The following is an 18,232-nucleotide window of genomic DNA, read 5'->3' on the forward strand; positions in this document are numbered from 1 at the left end:
CCAAAGGAAGCGAGGTCAAGTTAATGTCAAAAGATTTAGAAATACAAGTTCGTTCTGAGTTAATAAGACGAAATATGAAGCATGGCGAGTTAGCAGAAGCTCTTGGAATTTCTGGACCATACTTATCAGATATTTTAGCCGGCAAAAGATCCGGACCAAAAGCTCAAGAGCACATTAAACACATTAAAAAAATATTAAATATCTAGGAGTTGATGAGGAATGCGCTTAGTAAGAGGAGCAAAAGCATTATCAGAATATCTAAAAAATATTAATTGTGATATGTCGGAAGCCACTATCTATCGTTTAGTTAAGCAACAAAATATACCATTCAAACGACCAGCGCCTGGCATATTAATCTTTGATTTAAATGCAATTGATAAATGGCTCTCTTATGAAGATGTTACATCAATTTAAAACGGAAGATGAATGAAATGATTGTTATGACAGTTGATGACATTAAAAGGAGTTGGTGATAGTGAGTAGATTGGCAGAGATTGTTGATCGTTACTCAGACGATGTTGGTACAGCAAATTGTGTCGGTATCACATTGACGCTAGATGACTTTAATTATCTCATGGATGATGCTAGAGCAACCAAAGAACTTAGAGATTCTCATAACAACTTATTAAAAGACCGTAAAAAACAATATGGTGAGACTTTGAGACTTAGAAAATCTCTTTATGATGTGATTGTTTTAATGCGACAAAATTTAACTCTTGATGGACTGTCACAAGACGCTTGTATTGAAATTGTTGAGTTTATCAATAAGGAATTGAAAGGAGCTGATGATAGTGAAAATTAAAGTTAGTGAGTGGAGAAGCTTACCTAAGTTTATTCAGCTGAGAAAGTTAGAGCGTTTGGTTAGAAAAAATCCATTGAAAGGAGCAAAGTAATTGGCTAGCGGTAGAGCCTGGACAGAAGAAGACCTCTATTATTTACAAGATAACTGGGGAAGCGTAAGTATTAAAGGTATTGCAAGAAGATTAGGGCGATCTGTTAACGCGGTGAAATTAAAAGCAGGAAGAATTGGTCTAAGTGATCCGCGTCTTCATTATGACGGAATTACATTAAATCAATTAGCTGATGCCTTGGGTATTAGCTACACAATATTAAAAAACTGGATAAACCTTTATGACTTACCAGCCAAACAAAAATTATTTGCTGTTAAAGAGAGAGTTATAGTAATTACTTATGAAGACTTTTGGAAATGGTCCGAAAAGAATAAGCAAATGTTGGACTTTAGTCGTGTTGAAAGATTATCACTTGGTCCTGAACCAGATTGGGTTGATGAGAAGCGGAAGGCAGATCAGCTTAGAAAACTTTATGTACCAAAACCACATAATACACCATGGAAGAAAAGTGATGATAGAAAACTAATATCGATGCTTAATCAATTTAAATACACGTATCCAGAAATAGCTGCCGAATTGAAGCGGAGTCAAGGAGCAATTAAAAGACGGATATGGGATCTCAAACTAAAAGCAAGACCAGTCAGACTACCGAATCATATTAAGTACACAGAAGAAGAAGAAAAAACAATAATTGATATGCTCGAAAAAGGTTATTGTTTTGATACTATAGCAGCGCATTTAAACAGAAGTACTTTAGCAATCCGTGGTAAAGCTGAACGGATGGGTTATAGGTTTAAAAATGGAGTACCTTATCTTGTTGATAGAAAGGAAGTTCAATAGATGCCCGAATTTTTTGAAAAGTTTTTAGTTGAAGATTTTGAAATGCTTAACCGAACTATTAACACGTTACATTCGTTGTCATTATTAACGATAGACAAGCTGTTATCAGCAAGCGAAGAAGATTTGAAAGAAGCGGAATTAGCTGCCTATAGAATTATTCATCAAGTCGAGGTAGTTAAGGCCTTACGTAAAAAGAAAATTAGTAGAGATAGACACCAACATCATCCACTGGCTCAAAGTTCAATTTATGACAGAGGTTGAATTACAAATGAAACAAGTTGTTGATCTCTGTTCAAACAACAAATGTAAAAAAGTAATTTTTAAAGATGAAAGGGTATACAACCACGGTCCTGATTTATATTGTGGCTTAACTTGTGCTTTAACTATTTTAGATGTTAAAGGGGAGGAATTTATCAATGAATCAACTTAACAGAATATTTGAAGGTAATCAATTAAGAATTATTGATGAAAAAGGCGAATTGTGGTTTGTAGCAAAGGATGTCTGTGAAATTTTAGAAATAAAAAACTCAAGGATGGCATTAAGTCGATTGGATGAAGATGAAAAGGGTGTAAGTTCAATTGACACCCCTGGAGGATATCAAAAACTATCTACAGTAAATGAATTTGGCTTATACAATTTAGTCTTATCGAGTCGCAAACCAGAAGCAAAGAAATTTAAACGCTGGGTAACTCATGAAGTCATTCCATCAATACGAAAAACAGGAAAATATGAAATTCAAGAACCATCTTATGTTATTGAAGACTCCATAAAAAGAGCTGAAAGATGGATTGAAGAACAAAGAGAACGATTAATGCTTGAACAACGCATTAAAGAATACGAACCTAAAATCTCTTATGTTGACAAGATTCTTGAAGCAAAAGATGCAGTTAATATAACACAAATTGCAAAGGATTATGGGATGAGTGGTCAAAAGTTAAATAATATTCTGCATGAAGCGGGAGTGCAGTACAAGATGAATGGCCAATGGTTGCTTTATGGTAAGCACCAGGGAGAAGGCTATACGAAGTCTAAGACAACAGAGTATCGAAGAGCCGACGGAACAATTGGAACAAAGCTTCATACACGTTGGACGCAAAAAGGTCGACTCTTCATACATGAAATACTTAAATCTCGCGGTATATACCCTTTGATAGATAGAACCGCTTGATTTAAAAGTAGGATGGTGCTGCAACAACATCCTACCCCCATTATACAACAAATACATTGAAAGGGTGGTCTAAATGGCTAAATACAGAACAATCTATACTGAATTTTGGAACGATCCAAAGGTTATGGAAGAAATGACTCCAGAAGATAAGTATTTTTATTTATATATACTGACTAATCCAAATACAAAGCAAATCGGTGTTTACAAGATTACTAAAAAACAAATGTCATTTGATTTAGGGTACTCGTTAGAATCAGTTAATAGTTTGCTAGATCGCTTTATTAACCATCATAAAAACATTAAATACAACGAGGAAACGAGAGAAATCTGTGTTATTAACTGGGGAAAATATAATTTAAATAGAGGTGGGAAACCGTTCGAAGATTTATTAAAAAAAGAATTGAAAGATGTAAAGGATCACTCCCTTTTAGATTATATTTACCCTCATATTGAAAAAAAAGAAATTAAAAAAGTGTTTGAACCATACGTTAGCGAATCGTTGCGCGATACGTCAAACGATACGACATACGATAAGAGAGGCGAATCGATAGAGCAAGAAAATGGCAAACCTAGTAATGACAAGGGTTCTCACGATACGTTGTACGATACGTCTACGATAAGCCGACAAACAAAAACAGAAACAGAAACAATAACAGAAACAATAACAGAAACAGAACAACAACCACAACAAAAAGATAGTGGTGGTGGTCGTGATAATTTAATTGACGAAGGATTCAGGGAAACTCTTGATTTTTATCGATCTAACATTCAAAAGGGAGTTACAGATACACCCTTTAACTATGAATTGTTGCAACAGTTTTATGACGAATGGGGCAAAGACTTGATGTTAGCAGCTTTAAAATTAACAGCAAAGAAAGAAGCGGGAATGCCTTTTATAGAAGCGGTATTTAAAAATTGGAAAGCGGCAGGAGTTAAAACTGTTGAAGATGCTAGACGTTTTAATGAGCAGTTACAAAGAAAAGGTAGAGGAATAAGCGTAAAAGAAGAAGTTGTTCCTGAATGGTTCAAAAATCGGAAAATAGCGGAACCTAAAGACACAAATGTTTCTGATGAAGATGTTAATGCGATATTAAATTCATTTAAAAACAAGAAAATTGGGTGATTTTATGATTGGTAAATATTATCCCTACTCAAAAGAAGCGCAATTATACCAAAACCGCAAGCGAACTAAAAATAAAAATTTTAGTATGGCTGTAAAACTAGCAATCTTCGAAAGAGATCGTTATAGATGTGTCAAGTGTGGTAGTCACTTAATTGATAGTGTTCCACATCACATTACTTATAAATCGCAAGGTGGACAAGGAACCAAACGGAATGGTGCTACAACATGCAGACGTTGTCATGATTGGGCGCATCACAAATGCCAGGGGCCATATGGAGAACCATCTTCAGAAGGCCGAAAATGGTTTGAGGATTGGCGAGATCGAATGCTTGATGAAGCGGGTAATTTAAAATAAAAAATCAGGAGTGATGACATGTTAAACAGAGTTGTACTTGTAGGACGATTAACAAGAGATCCAGATCTAAGGTATACAGCCAGTGGTAGAGCTGTTGCAAACTTTACTATCGCGGTAAATAGGCCATTTACTAACCAACAAGGAGATAAAGAAGCTGATTTTATAAATTGTGTCATCTGGAATAAGCCAGCTGAAAACTTAGCTAATTACATGAGTAAGGGAAATTTGATCGGTATTGATGGCAATTTGCAATCAAGAAGTTATGACGGACAAGACGGAAAACGAGTTTTTGTAACTGAAGTAGTAGCAGGATCAGTTCAATTTTTAGAATCAAAGAATAAAACTGCTAGTAATCAAAACAATAACCAAGTCATGAAGCAAACGCAAAATAACGCAAATGAAAACGATGCAGCGTTTCAATACCACGAACATATTGAACCGATTGATATTTCAGATGATGAGTTGCCTTTTTGAGCAAAGTGAGTGGGTAAATTGAACACGACAAATATTGAGATTATCCCATTAATTAAACGAATTAGAAAACGAGACTACACTTACATTTTTGAAGATTTGAAGCTAGCCTTTGAAAAGTCACAACTAGCAGAAATTACAAGACTTTGGAATGAAGGATTTAACATTGAAAAAATCTCAAGAGTGCAAAAGCGGCATGAGTTAGAAATCTTACTGGCTCTGATTTATCAGGCTGACAGAAACAAAGTTACACGCCCGTTTGCTTATCGAATTAAGGAGTGATCACATGGAATATCTTTGGCACATCTACATGGTATGGCTAGTAATCGTATTGATGTCTATGTTTTTCAACGTTGTATTAGCAATAAAAGTTGAGGATGTTTGCGAAAAGTACGTGAAAGGCGGGCTTAATCATGAAAATATATGTTCAGGATTACAAAAAGAAAAATATTGATGGCGATAGTCTAAGAGTGATTAAAACCTTTGCTAGTAAGCCAGCACAATTTCAGTATATTGTTTTTACCAAAAAGAGAGTTGATCGGAAATGAAGTGTCCTGTTTGTAACAATAAGACAAGAATAACTAATTCAAGGAGCGTTGCGAACACTCGAACAAGAAGAATGCGTGAATGTGTAGACTGTCTGACTAGATTTAAAACAATTGAAATTATGGAGTATACGAGCTTACCAGATTATATTTTATCCAAATTAGAAAGGAGAAAAAAATGACACAAGCGTCTTACTATATTTTCAATAAACCATATCACGCAATCATTAAAGCCAACAATTGGACTGAAGCAATTAAAACATATGAACGTGATATTGCTGACATTGATATATCTAAAGACTCGACTGATAACCATGTTGTAGAAGCGCTTAAAATTAAAAATTCAAAAGCTCGAGTCGTATCGGAAAATTACGTTGTTTCAATCAGTGACAGATATAATGATCAGTCATTCCAAGTGACGGAAAAAAAGATAAAAGAAGCGGATCCTGGAACGGTTATATTTTATGAACTGTATTTGGTGTGAAAAATAGAAGGTAAATTACGAACGAAATTGCGAATTAAGGAGTGGAGGAAATGAAGGATGATATTCAATTTTTAAAAGACCTGCAACAAGAATTGACTACCCAAGAAAATGACGGTCAGGCAGCCCCGAGATTTTGGGCGATTATGGATTATAAATGGGAAGTAACAGAAGAAGGGCATCACGATAGAGTTTCGTTATATAGTCCAGAAACGTGTGGATATAAAACGGTTGATGAATATATTGATGAAATACTTAATGGTGATAGAAGAGATGAATTCAACGATGAGCAAATTGAAGAATTGCAAGACATTAAAGATTACTTTCTCAGCGATTTAGAGGAATGGATAAAAGAAAATGATCTTAGGGAATACCATTTAATTTATGAAACAGAAGTTTCTTTTATTGCTTATAATACTTGTTTTTTCACAAAAGCAGAGGCAAAGAGCCACCTTAAGAACAACAGACACCATTACTCAAGAAAAGCTCACACTTTCGCAATGACAGCATGGAGAGCACCTAAAATGGAACGACTTATGAAAATTTTAGAATCGTTTGATTGGGATTCAGTTAATTGGCTTATCGAACAAGCTGAACGAGTGCGGGAGTTGGAAGACGAATTAATAGAGCAAAAAGAGTGTTTTGAAGAATTGCAAAATAATCACACAAGAGTATGCAATCAAAACAAACGATATCGAGAAGTTATAAAAAAAGCGATAGACGATTTGGAAAATGAGTGCTTGTGGGATGCGTTGGTATCGTTAAAAGCATTGGAGGGTGAGGAATGAATCTAAATAAATTGACTGAGAACATCGAGCAATGGGCAAAAGATAGAAACCTAGATATTGCGGATCCAAGTAAACAAACTTTGAAGCTAGGTGAGGAATTTGGTGAGTTATGCCAAGGATTAGTTAAAAGTAATTTTAATCAAGTTATTGACTCAATAGGTGATATGTACGTAGTTCTAACAATTTTGTCTATGCAGCTAGGAGTGGATTTAGGATATTGCGCACAAGTTGCGTATGATGAAATTGTTGATCGTAAAGGAAAAATGATAAATGGTGTGTTCGTAAAAGATGAAGACCTAAAAGAATTTGACTACAGACCGGAATTGAGTATTTAAGAAGCGGGTGAGTGAATGTCTGCTAGTAAAAAGAGTGTTGAAGAAAAGATAGACGAGCTTTTAACTGAAATTAAAAGGTGGCACATTAAATTAGAAAAACTCTCAGATGAGGATAGAGTGAATCGCATTTACTTATTATCTCAGCAACTTGTCTTCATCGGTCAGTTATCAACAATATTTTATGAACAAAAGAAGCGGTTATCCATGCAACGGAAATCTTTATACAATCAAGAATATTTAAAGGCAAAAGGTAACAAATCTATTATGGCCAACATGGCTATAGAAGATATAAAAAAAGAAGAAACTGAAGCAGAAATCAATCATTACCGTTGGAACAATGCTTTTACTGTAACAAGAGAAGAAATCAACGCATTGAAGTACAAAGTAAGAATCGATTTAGCGGACGGATCCAGTAGTAATAATTTATGAATTGAAGCGGATGTATAAATATTACTAGTTTTATAGACAAGAGGAGCTGAATCTAGATGGGTAAAAAGAAAGAAGATCCGTATTCAATTAACCGAATACTAAAAATCATACACATGTATCATATCAATATGAAAAATATCAAGGAAATGGAACAAGAACTTTCAAGTGTTGGAGTATCTCAGTATGGGATTGAAGCCACTCTACCAAAAGGGAACGCTATCTCTAAAGTGGTTGAAAATGAAGCGATCAGATTAGTGGAAAGTAGCAGATATTGGTCTGAAACAGTCACGGACATGAAGTATATCCAAGATCGTTGGCATCGGATCACAGACGAGAAAGAAGCAATGATATTAAATCTAAGATTAGACGGATTATCAATGTCTGAAATCAGTCGAATTGTAAATATGGACCGTAGTCATTTATATAAAGTATTAAGGAAAATTGCCAGGACAATTAAAGGTTATCCACAGGTGTATGCCACAGATACCACAAATTAGGTGTATATAATATTTATGGTTTATAATGAGTGCAAGAACTTTTTATATAGCGGATGATACTCTTGAAATACTGCTTTATAGTAATAGGTTATGATGTATAAAAAAAAGACAGTTTCCGTATTCACCAGTGATGTTTTCCATATTTCCTATCGCATCAACCCCTAATGTTATTGGTCTAATACTTTCTGCCAGTCTATCTCCTAGTGTTGCTAAATTGCCTACGCTAGTTAGATTGTCTGATGCTAGAGTTACTTTCAATCTTGTTATCGCTCTGGTTTTTTATCCGGAGCTTCTCTATTTTTCAATAGAGTTCAGCATACATCATCACCCATTATGGGTGCCGGACGCTCGTGGGTAAGTTATTGGTTATCTATCCTCATTACCTATGCGTTGCACCTTTTGAACTACATAATTAATAGATATTTGTTCAACTTGGCTCAGGGTTACCATATCAAAAAGATTTAGGCTTTCTCTGAATTCATCCGGTTCACGCCTATAAATTACTTTATAGTGGGGCAAAGGGAAACTGTCTTATATAGTACTTCAACAAATAATCATATATACCTGCTTCTTTTGCAGGTCTTTTCTTCTTTTTGTCGAATATGTTAGATAAAAGAAGAAAAGGGATGATCAAATGGATAATGAACTTGAATTATTGTTGAAATCATTTAAAAAGATAGCAAATGAAGAAGGGGAATTTACTAGAGGAGCTTTAATGGCTAACGAATCAGTTGCTAAAGACTATATCAGGAAAGTGGAAAAGTTGAGAATCATGGGCAAACTGGAAATTATTGAAGCATACGCGGACGGTATGAATGTATCTGTTTCTGGTAAAATCCGCGAAAGAAAGTAACGAATTCACAAAAACATCATTTATTAGTTTCAGTGTATTATTTAACTAACACACTAATAATGTAGAGTAAAGGAGTTGGTATCGATTAGAAAATTTATTATATTATTTGGGATGATTTTTTTATTGGTTGGTTGTTCAGATGATGTTATTGAAGTTCATGAAAACGTTAATCTTGATCTAGCAACCGATACTTTACAAGTATTGGATATACTAGATAAAGCAATAAAAAGCGGAAATCAACCTAATGAAAAAGACCAAAATGTTTTAGACACTTATCTAGCAAAATATAGACCATTATATGAAGATGATTATTTAGAAAATATAAATAATGATATTTTCATATTCACTGAATCAGGTATTACATCGTTAAATCAGAATATAACTCTTGATAGTGGTAAAGAAAATATGGAAGCATTGAAAATATCTATAACAAACTATATTAAAAATGGTGACACAATAACTTCTAGTTACGCAATCGTTAATGATGATGACGGATTTCAAATTTCAGAAACATCAGAGATAGAACGTGATGAATTTATAAAAGTGTATAATATACTTATTAACGGTGTTAATGAAAATTTAAAAGCTATAAATGCCAATGATATTAAAGCTCCTGAAAAAGATGGGGAATTATATTGGCAAAATATTCATCAAAGTGATGTTCATATAGAAGTAAAGTATGATAAAAAAGGAAGCATACATGGTTATCATATGGCAATCACAGAAGATTTTGATAGTAAAATTATTTACGCATTAGCTATGAATGAGGCATTAGAACTTGATACAGATATATTTATTGAAGCGTTAGAAGAAGTAATTCACATACAAGATGGTTTGAAGACAATAGAATATGATATTAATAATTATAACGTTTCTATGTTGGATTCAAGAGAATTAGGTTTCTTTATATTTAATTTTGATAAAACAGGACATCTCAATTGAGGTGTCTTTTTTTATAATTATCTTTACAAAAACCAAATTCTATTTTATATTATACATAGGAACAAATGTTCTACATCTCGTATTTGTTAATAAAAATGTATAAATTTATAATTTAAGCAGGAATTTAGTCCCCTTTTGTCGAAAAGGTTTTAAAGACTTAAGAAAAGGGGATGTATCAACAATGAATATTGGAAAAATTGAAGATGGAATTACTAAAATTCTAGTTAGCAATAGTTCCAAAGTAAGTCTATTTATAATTGAAAAATTAGACACAAAAGATGGATTGGATTACATAAGTCATAAACCATCTTTAGATTTGGAATTACAGAAGGAGATTATAAAAGTAATAAAACCGACGCTTTCCAAAATTAAAAATACAGAGCAAATAGAATTTAATGAGAATGGTCGACCTAATGGAGTAGTCGAATGGTGTAAGAAGGATTATGTTGGTGTGTCTTTAGAAAGGCTACTAAATAGTCTTAAAGAAGATATGCGTAAGGAAAAATTAATAGACAGTGATAAAAAGGATATATACTGCATAAGAATAGAAATAGACAGTGGAGAATATGTATATTTTTTAAATAGGATTCCCCAATTAAGGAAATTTGAAAAAGGCATTTGGGGGAGATTAGTTGATTCTACATTTAAAAAAACTACAAATGCATTTATAGGAATTGAACCTAATTTTGATTTAATAATCTATCAAGAAGAGATATTAGTAGTCAACAACGTAGCTATGCAAAGAATCTTTGATTTAAGAACCAAGTATATTGAAAATGCAAACTCGGTTCTTAGTTCCTTTGAAGATTCGGAAAAGATAGAGGGATTTGAACAATTTAAAATGGATAGTATAGAAGACGGAAATGTTGTGAAGAGAGTATCTAGGTTAATGGAAAAACCGGAAAGAATGACAAGGTTTATTGATAATTTTGATAAGGTTGAGCAAATTATTATCGAGTTTGATTTAAATATTGAGCTAAATGCTGAAAAGACGAAAATAAAGTATACTGATAAAAAACAGTTGAATGATATTGTAAAACTTCTTAACGATGCTTATTATAAAACGGTGTTATCAGGTGAAAAAGGTGTAGATGAGTTAAGGTAATATGTGGAGAGGAGGGAGAAGAATGACTGGTTTTTTTAGAGTAATGCTTTTCATTTCTTCGTATTCTCCATTGTACCTTTTAATTATAGTTAACATATTTCCTTTTTGGGAGATAAGAGATTTAACTTGGCCTTTACCAATAATGGAGATTATTGTGTGTGGTGTTTTATTATTTTTATTTGTTATTTCATTTTCACCTATAATTTATATTAGCAAATGTGAACTCAACGAAACAATAGAAAGTAAAAAGGTTAGAAAAAAGCATGAAGAAACTCTAAGTTATTTAGTAACTTATATTGTTCCTTTATTAGTAATTGATATAACTGAAGTTAATACATTAATAACTAATATGTTGTTATTTCTTTTAATTGGATTCTTATATGTAAAATCCAATATGATTCACATTAATGTATTGTTCTTGTTATTTGGATGGAATATTTATGAAGATTCAAAAGGTCGAATTATAATAACTATGGAAGAAGCAGATTATTTTTTAAGACAGGAAAAGATCGGGGTTAAATTGATGGTCAGAAATTTAGGTGGTGGTATTTATTTGCATAGAAAATAACATTATTGTAAATATAGAACACTCTTTTTTAATTGCATTATTTAACCAACTCTAGGATAATTGACAAAAAGGAGTTGGCGGAAGTGAAAATAAGAAATAATGCGGCGCAAGTAATCGGCTGGATATTCATTGTTGCTGGAATAATTTTTGCTATACTTATAGTGGCTTCGTTTGATTATGAATACTATAATTACGTTAAAGATTTTCCTGTAACCGAAGATCAATTAGATTTCTTAGAAAGCGAACTAGTAAGCACATGGGTATATGCAACGATTTTATTATTTGGTCATGTAGCTGTTGGAGTTGTAATTATGACACTAGGTAAAATATTGAGTTATGTACAACTAATGGCTCTAGGAAACGAAGAAGTAAGCAATCAATAAAACACAATACACGATGGGGGACACTTACATTTGTAGGTGTCTTTTTATTATGTATAAAAAAGGAGCGTACAGGCATGAAAAGCGCAATAAAACTAATTAATGAAAAAATCGAGTCCGAAATAAAATATCGAAAAGAACTAGTAGAGCAGATAGGCATACTCGAAGATAGAATGGAAGAGCTAAAAGGAAGAGTAAGAGAAATAGATAAAAATAAAGATGAGTTTCTTGAAGCGATAAAAAAATTAAAAGGGTGATAGGTGTGGCAGATAACATAGACATGGCTAAAAAGTTGAGTGAATTTCATTGCAACGTATGCGCAACAGAACTATCGACGGAACAGATAAAAGTAGAAAACAAATATGATATTGATGTTGCTTATGTAGATTGTCCAGAATGCGATAATAGATTCAATATGATGTTTGATAATCGTAATACTGTACGCATTAAAAACAAGATCAAGAAAGTAAAAGAGATAGAGCATTATCTACAATTACAATTATACCGAGAAATGATGATGGTGGAAGATGACTATTATAAGCAGTCATACAATGACCTATCAGACGCAGAAAAGAAACGGATAGGGAAATACCAACCAAGTATTGATAAGCAAAAACTAAAAGAATACAACAGGGCTATAAAGGACAAGAAGTATACCGCTCAAGACCTGTTGCGATTACTATAAGGGTGTGAGCGTGATGGTGAAAACAGGAATAATATTAACAGGCTTAGGAATGGTTCTGACCACCTTTATAACAATACCCGTCTTGGTAGCGCGGGGGCATCATTTAAAAAGCAAAAGAGGTCGCAAGTAAATGGTTTATACTACACCCGGTAGCAAAAAGAAATTCTATGCCTCCGGGGGGTGGCTATGGTTGAGAGAGAAGGCGTTAGAACGAGACAACTATGAGTGCCAAGAATGTAAGCGAAACGGATTAGTAACAATTGATTCTAAAAAGGTTGAGGGAAAGAAGAAGGAAATCGTCCTCAATGTTCACCACATAAAAGAAATCGAAACTCATCCAGATCTTGCATTAGAACTTGATAATTTAGAAACATTGTGCGTTTCCTGTCACAATAAAATTCACGGAAAAGGATTCAAACCGAAGGAAAAGAAATGGAATGATGAAAGATGGTAGGTACCCCCCTCAAAATATTTCGGTCTTTTTTCTGTTTATGGGGACCGAGAGGGGGACCAGAAAAACCAGATTCAGAGATTATTCACGCGTTAGGGGGGTGGGCAATGTGACAGAACCACTTAGAATCGATGTTGGTATAGATAAAATAAGGGATTCACTTATGTCGAGGATAGACAATACAGATCCGGTTGAGGTTGAAAAAGTCGGTAGGTACTTGAAGCATATTGAGATGTATCGACGCATGGAAAGGACAGTTAAAAAAGAAGGGGTATCTGTTGAGACGAAAAACGGAAAACAAGAATTTATTAAGTCTCACCCCTTGCTCAGAGAAATGAACAGCGTTAACGCATCTTTATTGAGTATAGAAAAGTCATTTAATTTTATTGACAATGAAGAAGAAAATAGCGCAGAAGATCTATTATGATTAAAAATAAGTATGTAGAACGATATATTAGCCTTTACGAAAAAGGCAAAATAAAACTCAATAAAGAACGAATTATGTTAATAGAGTATTTGAAAGAACATGTATTAAGTCGTGATGATTTATACTTTGACGATAAGCACATAGAACAATGCATTCAATTTATAGAAAAATGGTACTTCCCTTTGAAGGAGTTCCAAAAATTCGTTATAGCCTTTTTCTTTCTTTTTAACAAAGAAACGAAAAGGCTTTTTTACCGTCGTTTTTTAATCATGATGGGTAGAGGTGGCGGAAAGAACGGACTCATAAGCGGAATAAGCAACTACATGAATAGTGAATTGTATGGAATAAGGAACTACAACATATCTATCGTAGCCAATAGTGAAGACCAAGCAAAGACATCGTTCGAAGAAGTATATAACGTTATCGAAGAAAATAAAACATTGCAACGCTCATTCCACCTTACAAAAATGCGCATCACGAACAGGAAAACTAAATCGTGGTTGCGTTTTAGAACAGCAAATCCACAATCAAAAGACGGTGGACGAGAAGGAATGGTTGTGTTTGACGAAATACACATGTACGAAACGGCCCAGACCGTCCGAGTTATGCGTGGTGGACTTGGTAAAGTACCACATCCGAGAGAAGTTTATATCGGTACAGACGGTTATGTCCGTGAAGGTTTTATCGACAGTATGAAAAAACAAGCAATGGAAGTGCTACAGGGTAAACGTCCAGACTCTACACTGTTTCCGTTTATTTGTAAAATAGATGATCCAGACGAAGTAGACGACTTCGAGATGTGGGAAAAGGCCAATCCAATGTTGGAAAAACCTTTAACAGATTACGCACAGAATCTATTTGAAACGATGAAAGAAGAATATGACGACTTAGAAATTGATCCATCGGGTAGAGAAGAATTTATGACAAAGCGTATGAATCTACCAGAAGAAGATATTGAGAAGTCAGTCGCTACCTGGGAAGAAATATGGGCAACGGGTTTTGAATCCGAACCAGATGATCCTAATCCAGTATTACGCAAGATGCCAGAACTCGAACAACGTATGTGTGTGGGCGGACTCGATTACGCGAGAATAAAAGACTTTGCTAGTGTAGGTCTATTATTTAAAATTGATGGCAACTACATTTGGAAAACTCATTCATTTGTTAGAAAAGAGTTTTTAAAGCAAGTTAAACTAAATGCACCTATTGATGAATGGGAAAAGCAAGGGTTACTAACTAAAGTAAGCGGTCCTGTGATTGACATTAAACACATTGTCGACTGGTTTGTAGAAATGAGACTTATATATGGATTTAACACAATAGTGGCTGACACATTCAGATTAGATTTAGTTAAAACCGCACTTGAAGCGGAAGGTTTTGAACTTGTTTATATTCGCAATCCAAGAGCAATTCACTCTTTACTTGCGCCGCGGATTGAAACCTTATTTGCTAAACGTCAATTAATTTTCGGTGATAACCCACTGATGCGCTGGGCGACTAATAACGTTCTTGTAGTAACTAAAAAAGACGGTAATAAAGAATACCATAAGAAAGATGAATTAACACGTAAGACAGACCCATTCCAAGCATTTGTGCACGCCATGTATAAAGCTGATGACATTTTAGTTGAAGAAGAAAATTTCTTCCTATCAGACATTAAGTTTTAGGGGGTCAAAATTGTGAAGTTTAAAAAGCATACCATTTATTGCATGACATGTGATTGGAAGCTAAAAGATACTCACAAAAATACAGATGGTTGGAGGTGTCCGGAATGTAGCGGACCTGTAAACTATATTTTTAGCAAGAATAAAAAAGATAAATGAAAGGGGTGTGGTCCATATCTAATTCAATAGAAAGGTGGTGATATATTGGGCTTACTAAAAAGAATATTAGGACAGAGGGAAAGGGTAGGCTTTACGTTTGATCCGGAATTCATTGAACTTTTCGAGCAAAAATCCGAACGAGTGCATATGAAGCGACTAGCTATTGAAATGTGCATATCGTTTTTAGCACGAACGATCAGCCAAACAGAGTTCAGGGTACGTCATGGTAAAGAATATGTAAAAGACGAACTCTATTATAAGTTAAATACTAGACCTAACAAGAATCAAACAGCTAGTACGTTTTGGCAACAGTTTATATCTAAATTGATTTATGACAATGAAGTGTTAGTCGTACATGTCGATGACGATTTACTAATTGCTGATGATTTTCAACGGAACGAATACGCAATTTATGAGGACGTGTTTTTTAATGTCGTAGTTAAAGATTATGAATTAAGAGACAAGTTTAAGCAGTCCGAAGTCATGCACCTAAAATACGGAAATGAGCAACTATCCAGACTATTGGATAGTCTTTTTTATGATTATGGCGATTTATTCGGGCATATTTTAAATGGTCAGAAACGAAAGAATCAATTAAGGGCGACTGTCGACATGGATATGATGACCGCTAAAAATAAAGAAGCGCAAATTAAGCTGCAAGAATTCATTGACAACATGTATGAGTCGGTAGGGAAACGTCAGTTTGCCATTATCCCGCAACAACCAGGTTTTAAATATGAAGAGCACTCAGGTAATGGTATAGCAGGTCAATCGGTTGACGAAATCAACAAAGTAACAAATGGGTTTTTGGATCAGGTCGCTTATGCAATCGGAATACCACCATCGCTACTACGGGGTGATATGGCTGATATCGAGAAACAAACAAAAAACTATATGTTTTTTACGGTTTCCCCATTATTAAAAAAGATAAAAGAAGTAGCTGACGTTACTTATTTTACGAAAAAAGAACTAATGAGCGATCATTGTATAGAAGTTAGAAAACCACAATATCGAGACATATTTGACTTGGCAACAAGTGCAGACAAATTACGTGCTTCGGGTATTGCTAACGGTCACGAATTAAGGGATGCATTAGGTCTAGAAAGATCTGATGACCCAATCCATGATGAGTTTATTGTTACTAAAAACTATACAACAAGTGATGAAACACTTGAAGGGGGTGAGGAAGATTAATAAAGAGATGCTATTGAGAATGTACAAGAATCAAAAGTACGTCGAACAGCTAAAAAGCATACCACAAGAATTTAAGGTAGAGCATGACGAGGATTCTAACGTGACGGAAATTACTATCTATGGTGTGATTGGCGATTCATGGTTTAGTGATTCCTTTTCCGCTAGTGATATTGACCAGGCATTGAAAAATGCAGGTGATAACGATATAGTCATCAACCTAAACTCACCTGGTGGAGATGCATTTGACGGTATTGCAATTTATAACCGATTAAAGCGCCATAAAGGAAAAGTCACTATCAATGTTGATGGTTGGGCGGCTAGTGCGGCATCTATAATCGCTATGGCTGGTGATGAAGTTATTATGGGCCTAGGCTCAATGATGATGATACACGAAGCATGGACTCTTGTTATCGGTTCTAAGACCGACATGAGAAAGGAAGCCGATGTGTTAGAAGAGCTTGAGAATGGCATTATCAACATCTACAAAACGAAAGCAAACATCAGTCAAGAAGAAATTCGTGAAAAAGTAGATGCTGAAACGTGGATGTCGTCAAGCACAGCAGTAGAACTAGGGTTCGCCGATAAGGTCGAAGGTGAAGAAGAATCAGAAGAAGTAGAAGAAGTTGAAATTCGCACAGATGATGAAAAAGAAGACATCTTGAACGAATTAAAAAATACATTAGAATCAAACGAAGAACCTAAAAATAAAGGTTCTTTTAATTTACTTAAAAAATGGAGGTAATTATTAATGGCTATTAAATTTAAAGGAACAGAAATGGAAACATTTAACGAAAAGAAAAACGCTTATATGGAACTTATGAAAGCAGAAGATTCTAAACCCGAACAATTAGAAAATGCATTTAATGACATGTTTAATGCTTTACAATCTGATTTAACAGACAAAATCACACAAGAGGCACGTAACGAGGTGCAAGATGCGCAAATCTTATCCGCACGTGGCCAAAATGTATTAACATCTGAGGAACGCAAGTTTTTCAATGAGGCTATCGAATTTGGCGGGTTCGATGAAGATTCTACTCTTCCGGTCACGACACAAGAACGAGTGTTCGAAGATTTAAAAAATGAACACCCTTTATTAACTGCTATCGGTCTTAAAGATTTAGGAGCAGTCACACGCTATATTTATTCTGATCCAACAAAAGCTTATGCATGGGGTAACTTGTTTGGTGAAATTAAAGGGCAAGTGTCTACTGCTTTTAGAGAAGAACAAATTGGTCAACTCAAGTTAACAGCATTTGCAGTAATCCCTAAAGATATGCTTGACTTAGGGCCTGAATGGGTAGAACGCTATGTACGTGAGTTATTAGTTGAGTCTTACTCTGTGGGTTTAGAGTACGGTCTTGTCAATGGTCGTGGACCTGCACAAAGCGAACCTGTTGGACTAACGAAAAACGTTGATGCTGATACTGGTGCAGTTACTGATAAAACATCAGAGGGAACACTTACGTTCGCACCTTCTCAGTTTGGAGAAGTTGTAGCAGGCGAATTACATGACGTAATTAAAGCTTTATCCACTGATGAAAAAGGTAAGGCACGTAAGGTATTAGGAAAGGTTGCAATGGTTGTTAATCCGGTAGATGCAATTAGCGTACAAGCACGTAACACTATCCAAACAGCTAACGGACAATGGGTCACAGCTTTACCGTATAACATCCAAGTTATTGAGTCCGAGGAAATCCCGGAGAAAAAAGCATTGTTTTTTGTTAAGGGAGAGTATTTAGCGGCAATTGCAGGCGGGTACAAGTTAAATAAGTTTGACCAAACCTTAGCAATGGAAGATGCAATGCTTTATACAATCAAGCAGTTTGCTAACGGTAAACCTAAAGACAACAAGACAGCATTGTTATATGACTTAGACATTAAGTTTAATGCCGAAGAAACTATTCCGGAGGGATAATC

At 34.6% G+C, this 18,232-nt stretch carries 29 protein-coding genes and 1 pseudogene; all 30 read left to right on the forward strand.

The features are described from left to right. The first annotated feature begins 23 nt into the window (after window positions 1–23). The 30 genes and pseudogenes from AXY_RS01030 (at window position 24) to AXY_RS01165 (ending at window position 18,230) form a co-directional block, all read left to right on the forward strand. A complete protein-coding gene (locus AXY_RS01030; RefSeq protein WP_015008923.1) occupies window positions 24–206 on the forward strand; it encodes a helix-turn-helix domain-containing protein in 183 nt (60 codons plus the stop codon). A gap of 13 nt (window positions 207–219) precedes the next feature. Beyond that, window positions 220–414: a hypothetical protein gene (locus AXY_RS01035; RefSeq protein WP_015008924.1), complete on the forward strand. Its 195-nt coding sequence runs from the start codon at window positions 220–222 to the stop codon at window positions 412–414. Window positions 415–475: 61 nt separating this feature from the next. Further along, window positions 476–802 carry a hypothetical protein gene (locus AXY_RS01040; protein WP_015008925.1) on the forward strand — a complete coding sequence of 109 codons (327 nt, stop codon included), beginning with the start codon at window positions 476–478 and terminating at the stop codon, window positions 800–802. A 91-nt stretch (window positions 803–893) separates the two neighbouring features. Then, a complete protein-coding gene (locus tag AXY_RS01045) occupies window positions 894–1,691 on the forward strand; it encodes a hypothetical protein (RefSeq protein ID WP_015008926.1) in 798 nt (265 codons plus the stop codon). Beyond that, window positions 1,692–1,952, forward strand: a complete 261-nt coding sequence (locus tag AXY_RS01050) for a hypothetical protein (RefSeq protein ID WP_015008927.1) — start codon at window positions 1,692–1,694, stop codon at window positions 1,950–1,952. It begins immediately after the preceding gene. Between the two features lie 7 nt (window positions 1,953–1,959). Further along, the gene (locus tag AXY_RS12700; RefSeq protein ID WP_015008928.1) at window positions 1,960–2,121 is read left to right on the forward strand and encodes a hypothetical protein; all 162 of its coding nucleotides are present in this window, start codon (window positions 1,960–1,962) and stop codon (window positions 2,119–2,121) included. Further along, on the forward strand, window positions 2,108–2,860 hold the full coding sequence (locus AXY_RS01055) for a phage antirepressor (RefSeq protein ID WP_015008929.1): 753 nt from the start codon (window positions 2,108–2,110) through the stop codon (window positions 2,858–2,860). Before AXY_RS12700 ends, AXY_RS01055 begins: the two co-directional genes overlap by 14 nt. Window positions 2,861–2,933: 73 nt before the next feature. Beyond that, on the forward strand, window positions 2,934–3,983 hold the full coding sequence (locus AXY_RS12160) for a DnaD domain protein (protein WP_015008930.1): 1,050 nt from the start codon (window positions 2,934–2,936) through the stop codon (window positions 3,981–3,983). Continuing rightward, complete coding sequence (locus AXY_RS01065) at window positions 3,976–4,338, forward strand: HNH endonuclease (protein WP_231841358.1); 363 nt, start codon at window positions 3,976–3,978, stop codon at window positions 4,336–4,338. The genes AXY_RS12160 and AXY_RS01065 overlap by 8 nt, the downstream gene beginning before the upstream one ends. A gap of 18 nt (window positions 4,339–4,356) precedes the next feature. Next, window positions 4,357–4,812 carry a single-stranded DNA-binding protein gene (gene ssb / locus AXY_RS01070; RefSeq protein ID WP_015008932.1) on the forward strand — a complete coding sequence of 152 codons (456 nt, stop codon included), beginning with the start codon at window positions 4,357–4,359 and terminating at the stop codon, window positions 4,810–4,812. A 9-nt stretch (window positions 4,813–4,821) separates the two neighbouring features. Next, window positions 4,822–5,091, forward strand: a complete 270-nt coding sequence (locus AXY_RS01075; RefSeq protein ID WP_015008933.1) for a hypothetical protein — start codon at window positions 4,822–4,824, stop codon at window positions 5,089–5,091. Between the two features lie 262 nt (window positions 5,092–5,353). Further along, the gene (locus AXY_RS13240) at window positions 5,354–5,536 is read left to right on the forward strand and encodes an NrdR family transcriptional regulator (protein ID WP_456236255.1); all 183 of its coding nucleotides are present in this window, start codon (window positions 5,354–5,356) and stop codon (window positions 5,534–5,536) included. Continuing rightward, window positions 5,533–5,838, forward strand: a complete 306-nt coding sequence (locus AXY_RS01080) for a hypothetical protein (protein WP_015008934.1) — start codon at window positions 5,533–5,535, stop codon at window positions 5,836–5,838. The genes AXY_RS13240 and AXY_RS01080 overlap by 4 nt, the downstream gene beginning before the upstream one ends. Window positions 5,839–5,888: 50 nt before the next feature. Next, window positions 5,889–6,410: pseudogene (locus AXY_RS01085) on the forward strand (hypothetical protein); the annotation flags it as partial. A gap of 209 nt (window positions 6,411–6,619) precedes the next feature. Then, complete coding sequence (locus AXY_RS01090; RefSeq protein ID WP_015008936.1) at window positions 6,620–6,958, forward strand: MazG-like family protein; 339 nt, start codon at window positions 6,620–6,622, stop codon at window positions 6,956–6,958. Between the two features lie 15 nt (window positions 6,959–6,973). Then, window positions 6,974–7,387, forward strand: a complete 414-nt coding sequence (locus AXY_RS01095) for a hypothetical protein (protein ID WP_015008937.1) — start codon at window positions 6,974–6,976, stop codon at window positions 7,385–7,387. A gap of 56 nt (window positions 7,388–7,443) precedes the next feature. Continuing rightward, window positions 7,444–7,884 (forward strand): hypothetical protein, encoded by a 441-nt coding sequence (locus AXY_RS01100; protein ID WP_015008938.1) that lies wholly within the window; start codon window positions 7,444–7,446, stop codon window positions 7,882–7,884. A gap of 634 nt (window positions 7,885–8,518) precedes the next feature. Further along, window positions 8,519–8,737: a hypothetical protein gene (locus AXY_RS01105; protein WP_015008939.1), complete on the forward strand. Its 219-nt coding sequence runs from the start codon at window positions 8,519–8,521 to the stop codon at window positions 8,735–8,737. A 111-nt stretch (window positions 8,738–8,848) separates the two neighbouring features. Further along, window positions 8,849–9,679, forward strand: coding sequence for a hypothetical protein (locus tag AXY_RS01110; protein WP_172634997.1), 831 nt, complete (start codon window positions 8,849–8,851; stop codon window positions 9,677–9,679). Window positions 9,680–9,860: 181 nt separating this feature from the next. After that, window positions 9,861–10,784, forward strand: a complete 924-nt coding sequence (locus tag AXY_RS01115) for a DUF4868 domain-containing protein (protein WP_015008941.1) — start codon at window positions 9,861–9,863, stop codon at window positions 10,782–10,784. A gap of 22 nt (window positions 10,785–10,806) precedes the next feature. Next, window positions 10,807–11,352 (forward strand): hypothetical protein, encoded by a 546-nt coding sequence (locus AXY_RS01120; RefSeq protein ID WP_015008942.1) that lies wholly within the window; start codon window positions 10,807–10,809, stop codon window positions 11,350–11,352. Window positions 11,353–11,435: 83 nt separating this feature from the next. After that, window positions 11,436–11,735 (forward strand): hypothetical protein, encoded by a 300-nt coding sequence (locus tag AXY_RS01125; protein ID WP_015008943.1) that lies wholly within the window; start codon window positions 11,436–11,438, stop codon window positions 11,733–11,735. Between the two features lie 74 nt (window positions 11,736–11,809). After that, entirely contained in the window at window positions 11,810–11,989 is a 180-nt protein-coding gene (locus AXY_RS01130; protein ID WP_015008944.1) for a hypothetical protein, read from the forward strand. 5 nt (window positions 11,990–11,994) lie between these two features. Continuing rightward, window positions 11,995–12,417 carry a hypothetical protein gene (locus AXY_RS01135; RefSeq protein WP_041450063.1) on the forward strand — a complete coding sequence of 141 codons (423 nt, stop codon included), beginning with the start codon at window positions 11,995–11,997 and terminating at the stop codon, window positions 12,415–12,417. Between the two features lie 130 nt (window positions 12,418–12,547). Next, window positions 12,548–12,871 (forward strand): HNH endonuclease, encoded by a 324-nt coding sequence (locus tag AXY_RS01140; RefSeq protein WP_015008946.1) that lies wholly within the window; start codon window positions 12,548–12,550, stop codon window positions 12,869–12,871. A gap of 106 nt (window positions 12,872–12,977) precedes the next feature. Beyond that, a complete protein-coding gene (locus tag AXY_RS01145; protein ID WP_015008947.1) occupies window positions 12,978–13,295 on the forward strand; it encodes a P27 family phage terminase small subunit in 318 nt (105 codons plus the stop codon). Then, window positions 13,292–14,962 carry a terminase TerL endonuclease subunit gene (locus AXY_RS01150; RefSeq protein WP_015008948.1) on the forward strand — a complete coding sequence of 557 codons (1,671 nt, stop codon included), beginning with the start codon at window positions 13,292–13,294 and terminating at the stop codon, window positions 14,960–14,962. The genes AXY_RS01145 and AXY_RS01150 overlap by 4 nt, the downstream gene beginning before the upstream one ends. 201 nt (window positions 14,963–15,163) lie before the next feature. After that, entirely contained in the window at window positions 15,164–16,312 is a 1,149-nt protein-coding gene (locus AXY_RS01155; RefSeq protein ID WP_015008949.1) for a phage portal protein, read from the forward strand. A gap of 19 nt (window positions 16,313–16,331) precedes the next feature. Further along, window positions 16,332–17,054, forward strand: a complete 723-nt coding sequence (locus AXY_RS01160; RefSeq protein WP_015008950.1) for a head maturation protease, ClpP-related — start codon at window positions 16,332–16,334, stop codon at window positions 17,052–17,054. Window positions 17,055–17,060: 6 nt separating this feature from the next. Then, a complete protein-coding gene (locus AXY_RS01165; RefSeq protein WP_015008951.1) occupies window positions 17,061–18,230 on the forward strand; it encodes a phage major capsid protein in 1,170 nt (389 codons plus the stop codon). Window positions 18,231–18,232 lie beyond the last annotated feature (2 nt).

The sequence above is a fragment of the Amphibacillus xylanus NBRC 15112 genome (genome assembly GCF_000307165.1).
In the GTDB taxonomy this organism is placed as follows: Bacteria; Bacillota; Bacilli; order Bacillales; family Amphibacillaceae; genus Amphibacillus; species Amphibacillus xylanus.

Bases quoted from the DNA above. Each gene is read 5' to 3' on its own strand.
- AXY_RS01165 (WP_015008951.1), top strand. From the start codon at position 17,061: ATGGCTATTAAATTTAAAGGAACAGAAATGGAAACATTTAACGAAAAG.
- AXY_RS01150 (WP_015008948.1), top strand. From the start codon at position 13,292: ATGATTAAAAATAAGTATGTAGAACGATATATTAGCCTTTACGAAAAA.
- AXY_RS01140 (WP_015008946.1), top strand. From the start codon at position 12,548: ATGGTTTATACTACACCCGGTAGCAAAAAGAAATTCTATGCCTCCGGG.
- AXY_RS01105 (WP_015008939.1), top strand. From the start codon at position 8,519: ATGGATAATGAACTTGAATTATTGTTGAAATCATTTAAAAAGATAGCA.
- AXY_RS01080 (WP_015008934.1), top strand. From the start codon at position 5,533: ATGACACAAGCGTCTTACTATATTTTCAATAAACCATATCACGCAATC.
- AXY_RS01110 (WP_172634997.1), top strand. From the start codon at position 8,849: ATGATTTTTTTATTGGTTGGTTGTTCAGATGATGTTATTGAAGTTCAT.
- AXY_RS01100 (WP_015008938.1), top strand. From the start codon at position 7,444: ATGGGTAAAAAGAAAGAAGATCCGTATTCAATTAACCGAATACTAAAA.
- ssb (WP_015008932.1), top strand. From the start codon at position 4,357: ATGTTAAACAGAGTTGTACTTGTAGGACGATTAACAAGAGATCCAGAT.
- AXY_RS01055 (WP_015008929.1), top strand. From the start codon at position 2,108: ATGAATCAACTTAACAGAATATTTGAAGGTAATCAATTAAGAATTATT.
- AXY_RS01035 (WP_015008924.1), top strand. From the start codon at position 220: ATGCGCTTAGTAAGAGGAGCAAAAGCATTATCAGAATATCTAAAAAAT.
- AXY_RS12700 (WP_015008928.1), top strand. From the start codon at position 1,960: ATGAAACAAGTTGTTGATCTCTGTTCAAACAACAAATGTAAAAAAGTA.
- AXY_RS01115 (WP_015008941.1), top strand. From the start codon at position 9,861: ATGAATATTGGAAAAATTGAAGATGGAATTACTAAAATTCTAGTTAGC.
- AXY_RS12160 (WP_015008930.1), top strand. From the start codon at position 2,934: ATGGCTAAATACAGAACAATCTATACTGAATTTTGGAACGATCCAAAG.
- AXY_RS13240 (WP_456236255.1), top strand. From the start codon at position 5,354: ATGAAGTGTCCTGTTTGTAACAATAAGACAAGAATAACTAATTCAAGG.
- AXY_RS01160 (WP_015008950.1), top strand. From the start codon at position 16,332: ATGTACAAGAATCAAAAGTACGTCGAACAGCTAAAAAGCATACCACAA.
- AXY_RS01120 (WP_015008942.1), top strand. From the start codon at position 10,807: ATGACTGGTTTTTTTAGAGTAATGCTTTTCATTTCTTCGTATTCTCCA.
- AXY_RS01090 (WP_015008936.1), top strand. From the start codon at position 6,620: ATGAATCTAAATAAATTGACTGAGAACATCGAGCAATGGGCAAAAGAT.
- AXY_RS01095 (WP_015008937.1), top strand. From the start codon at position 6,974: ATGTCTGCTAGTAAAAAGAGTGTTGAAGAAAAGATAGACGAGCTTTTA.
- AXY_RS01030 (WP_015008923.1), top strand. From the start codon at position 24: ATGTCAAAAGATTTAGAAATACAAGTTCGTTCTGAGTTAATAAGACGA.
- AXY_RS01130 (WP_015008944.1), top strand. From the start codon at position 11,810: ATGAAAAGCGCAATAAAACTAATTAATGAAAAAATCGAGTCCGAAATA.
- AXY_RS01050 (WP_015008927.1), top strand. From the start codon at position 1,692: ATGCCCGAATTTTTTGAAAAGTTTTTAGTTGAAGATTTTGAAATGCTT.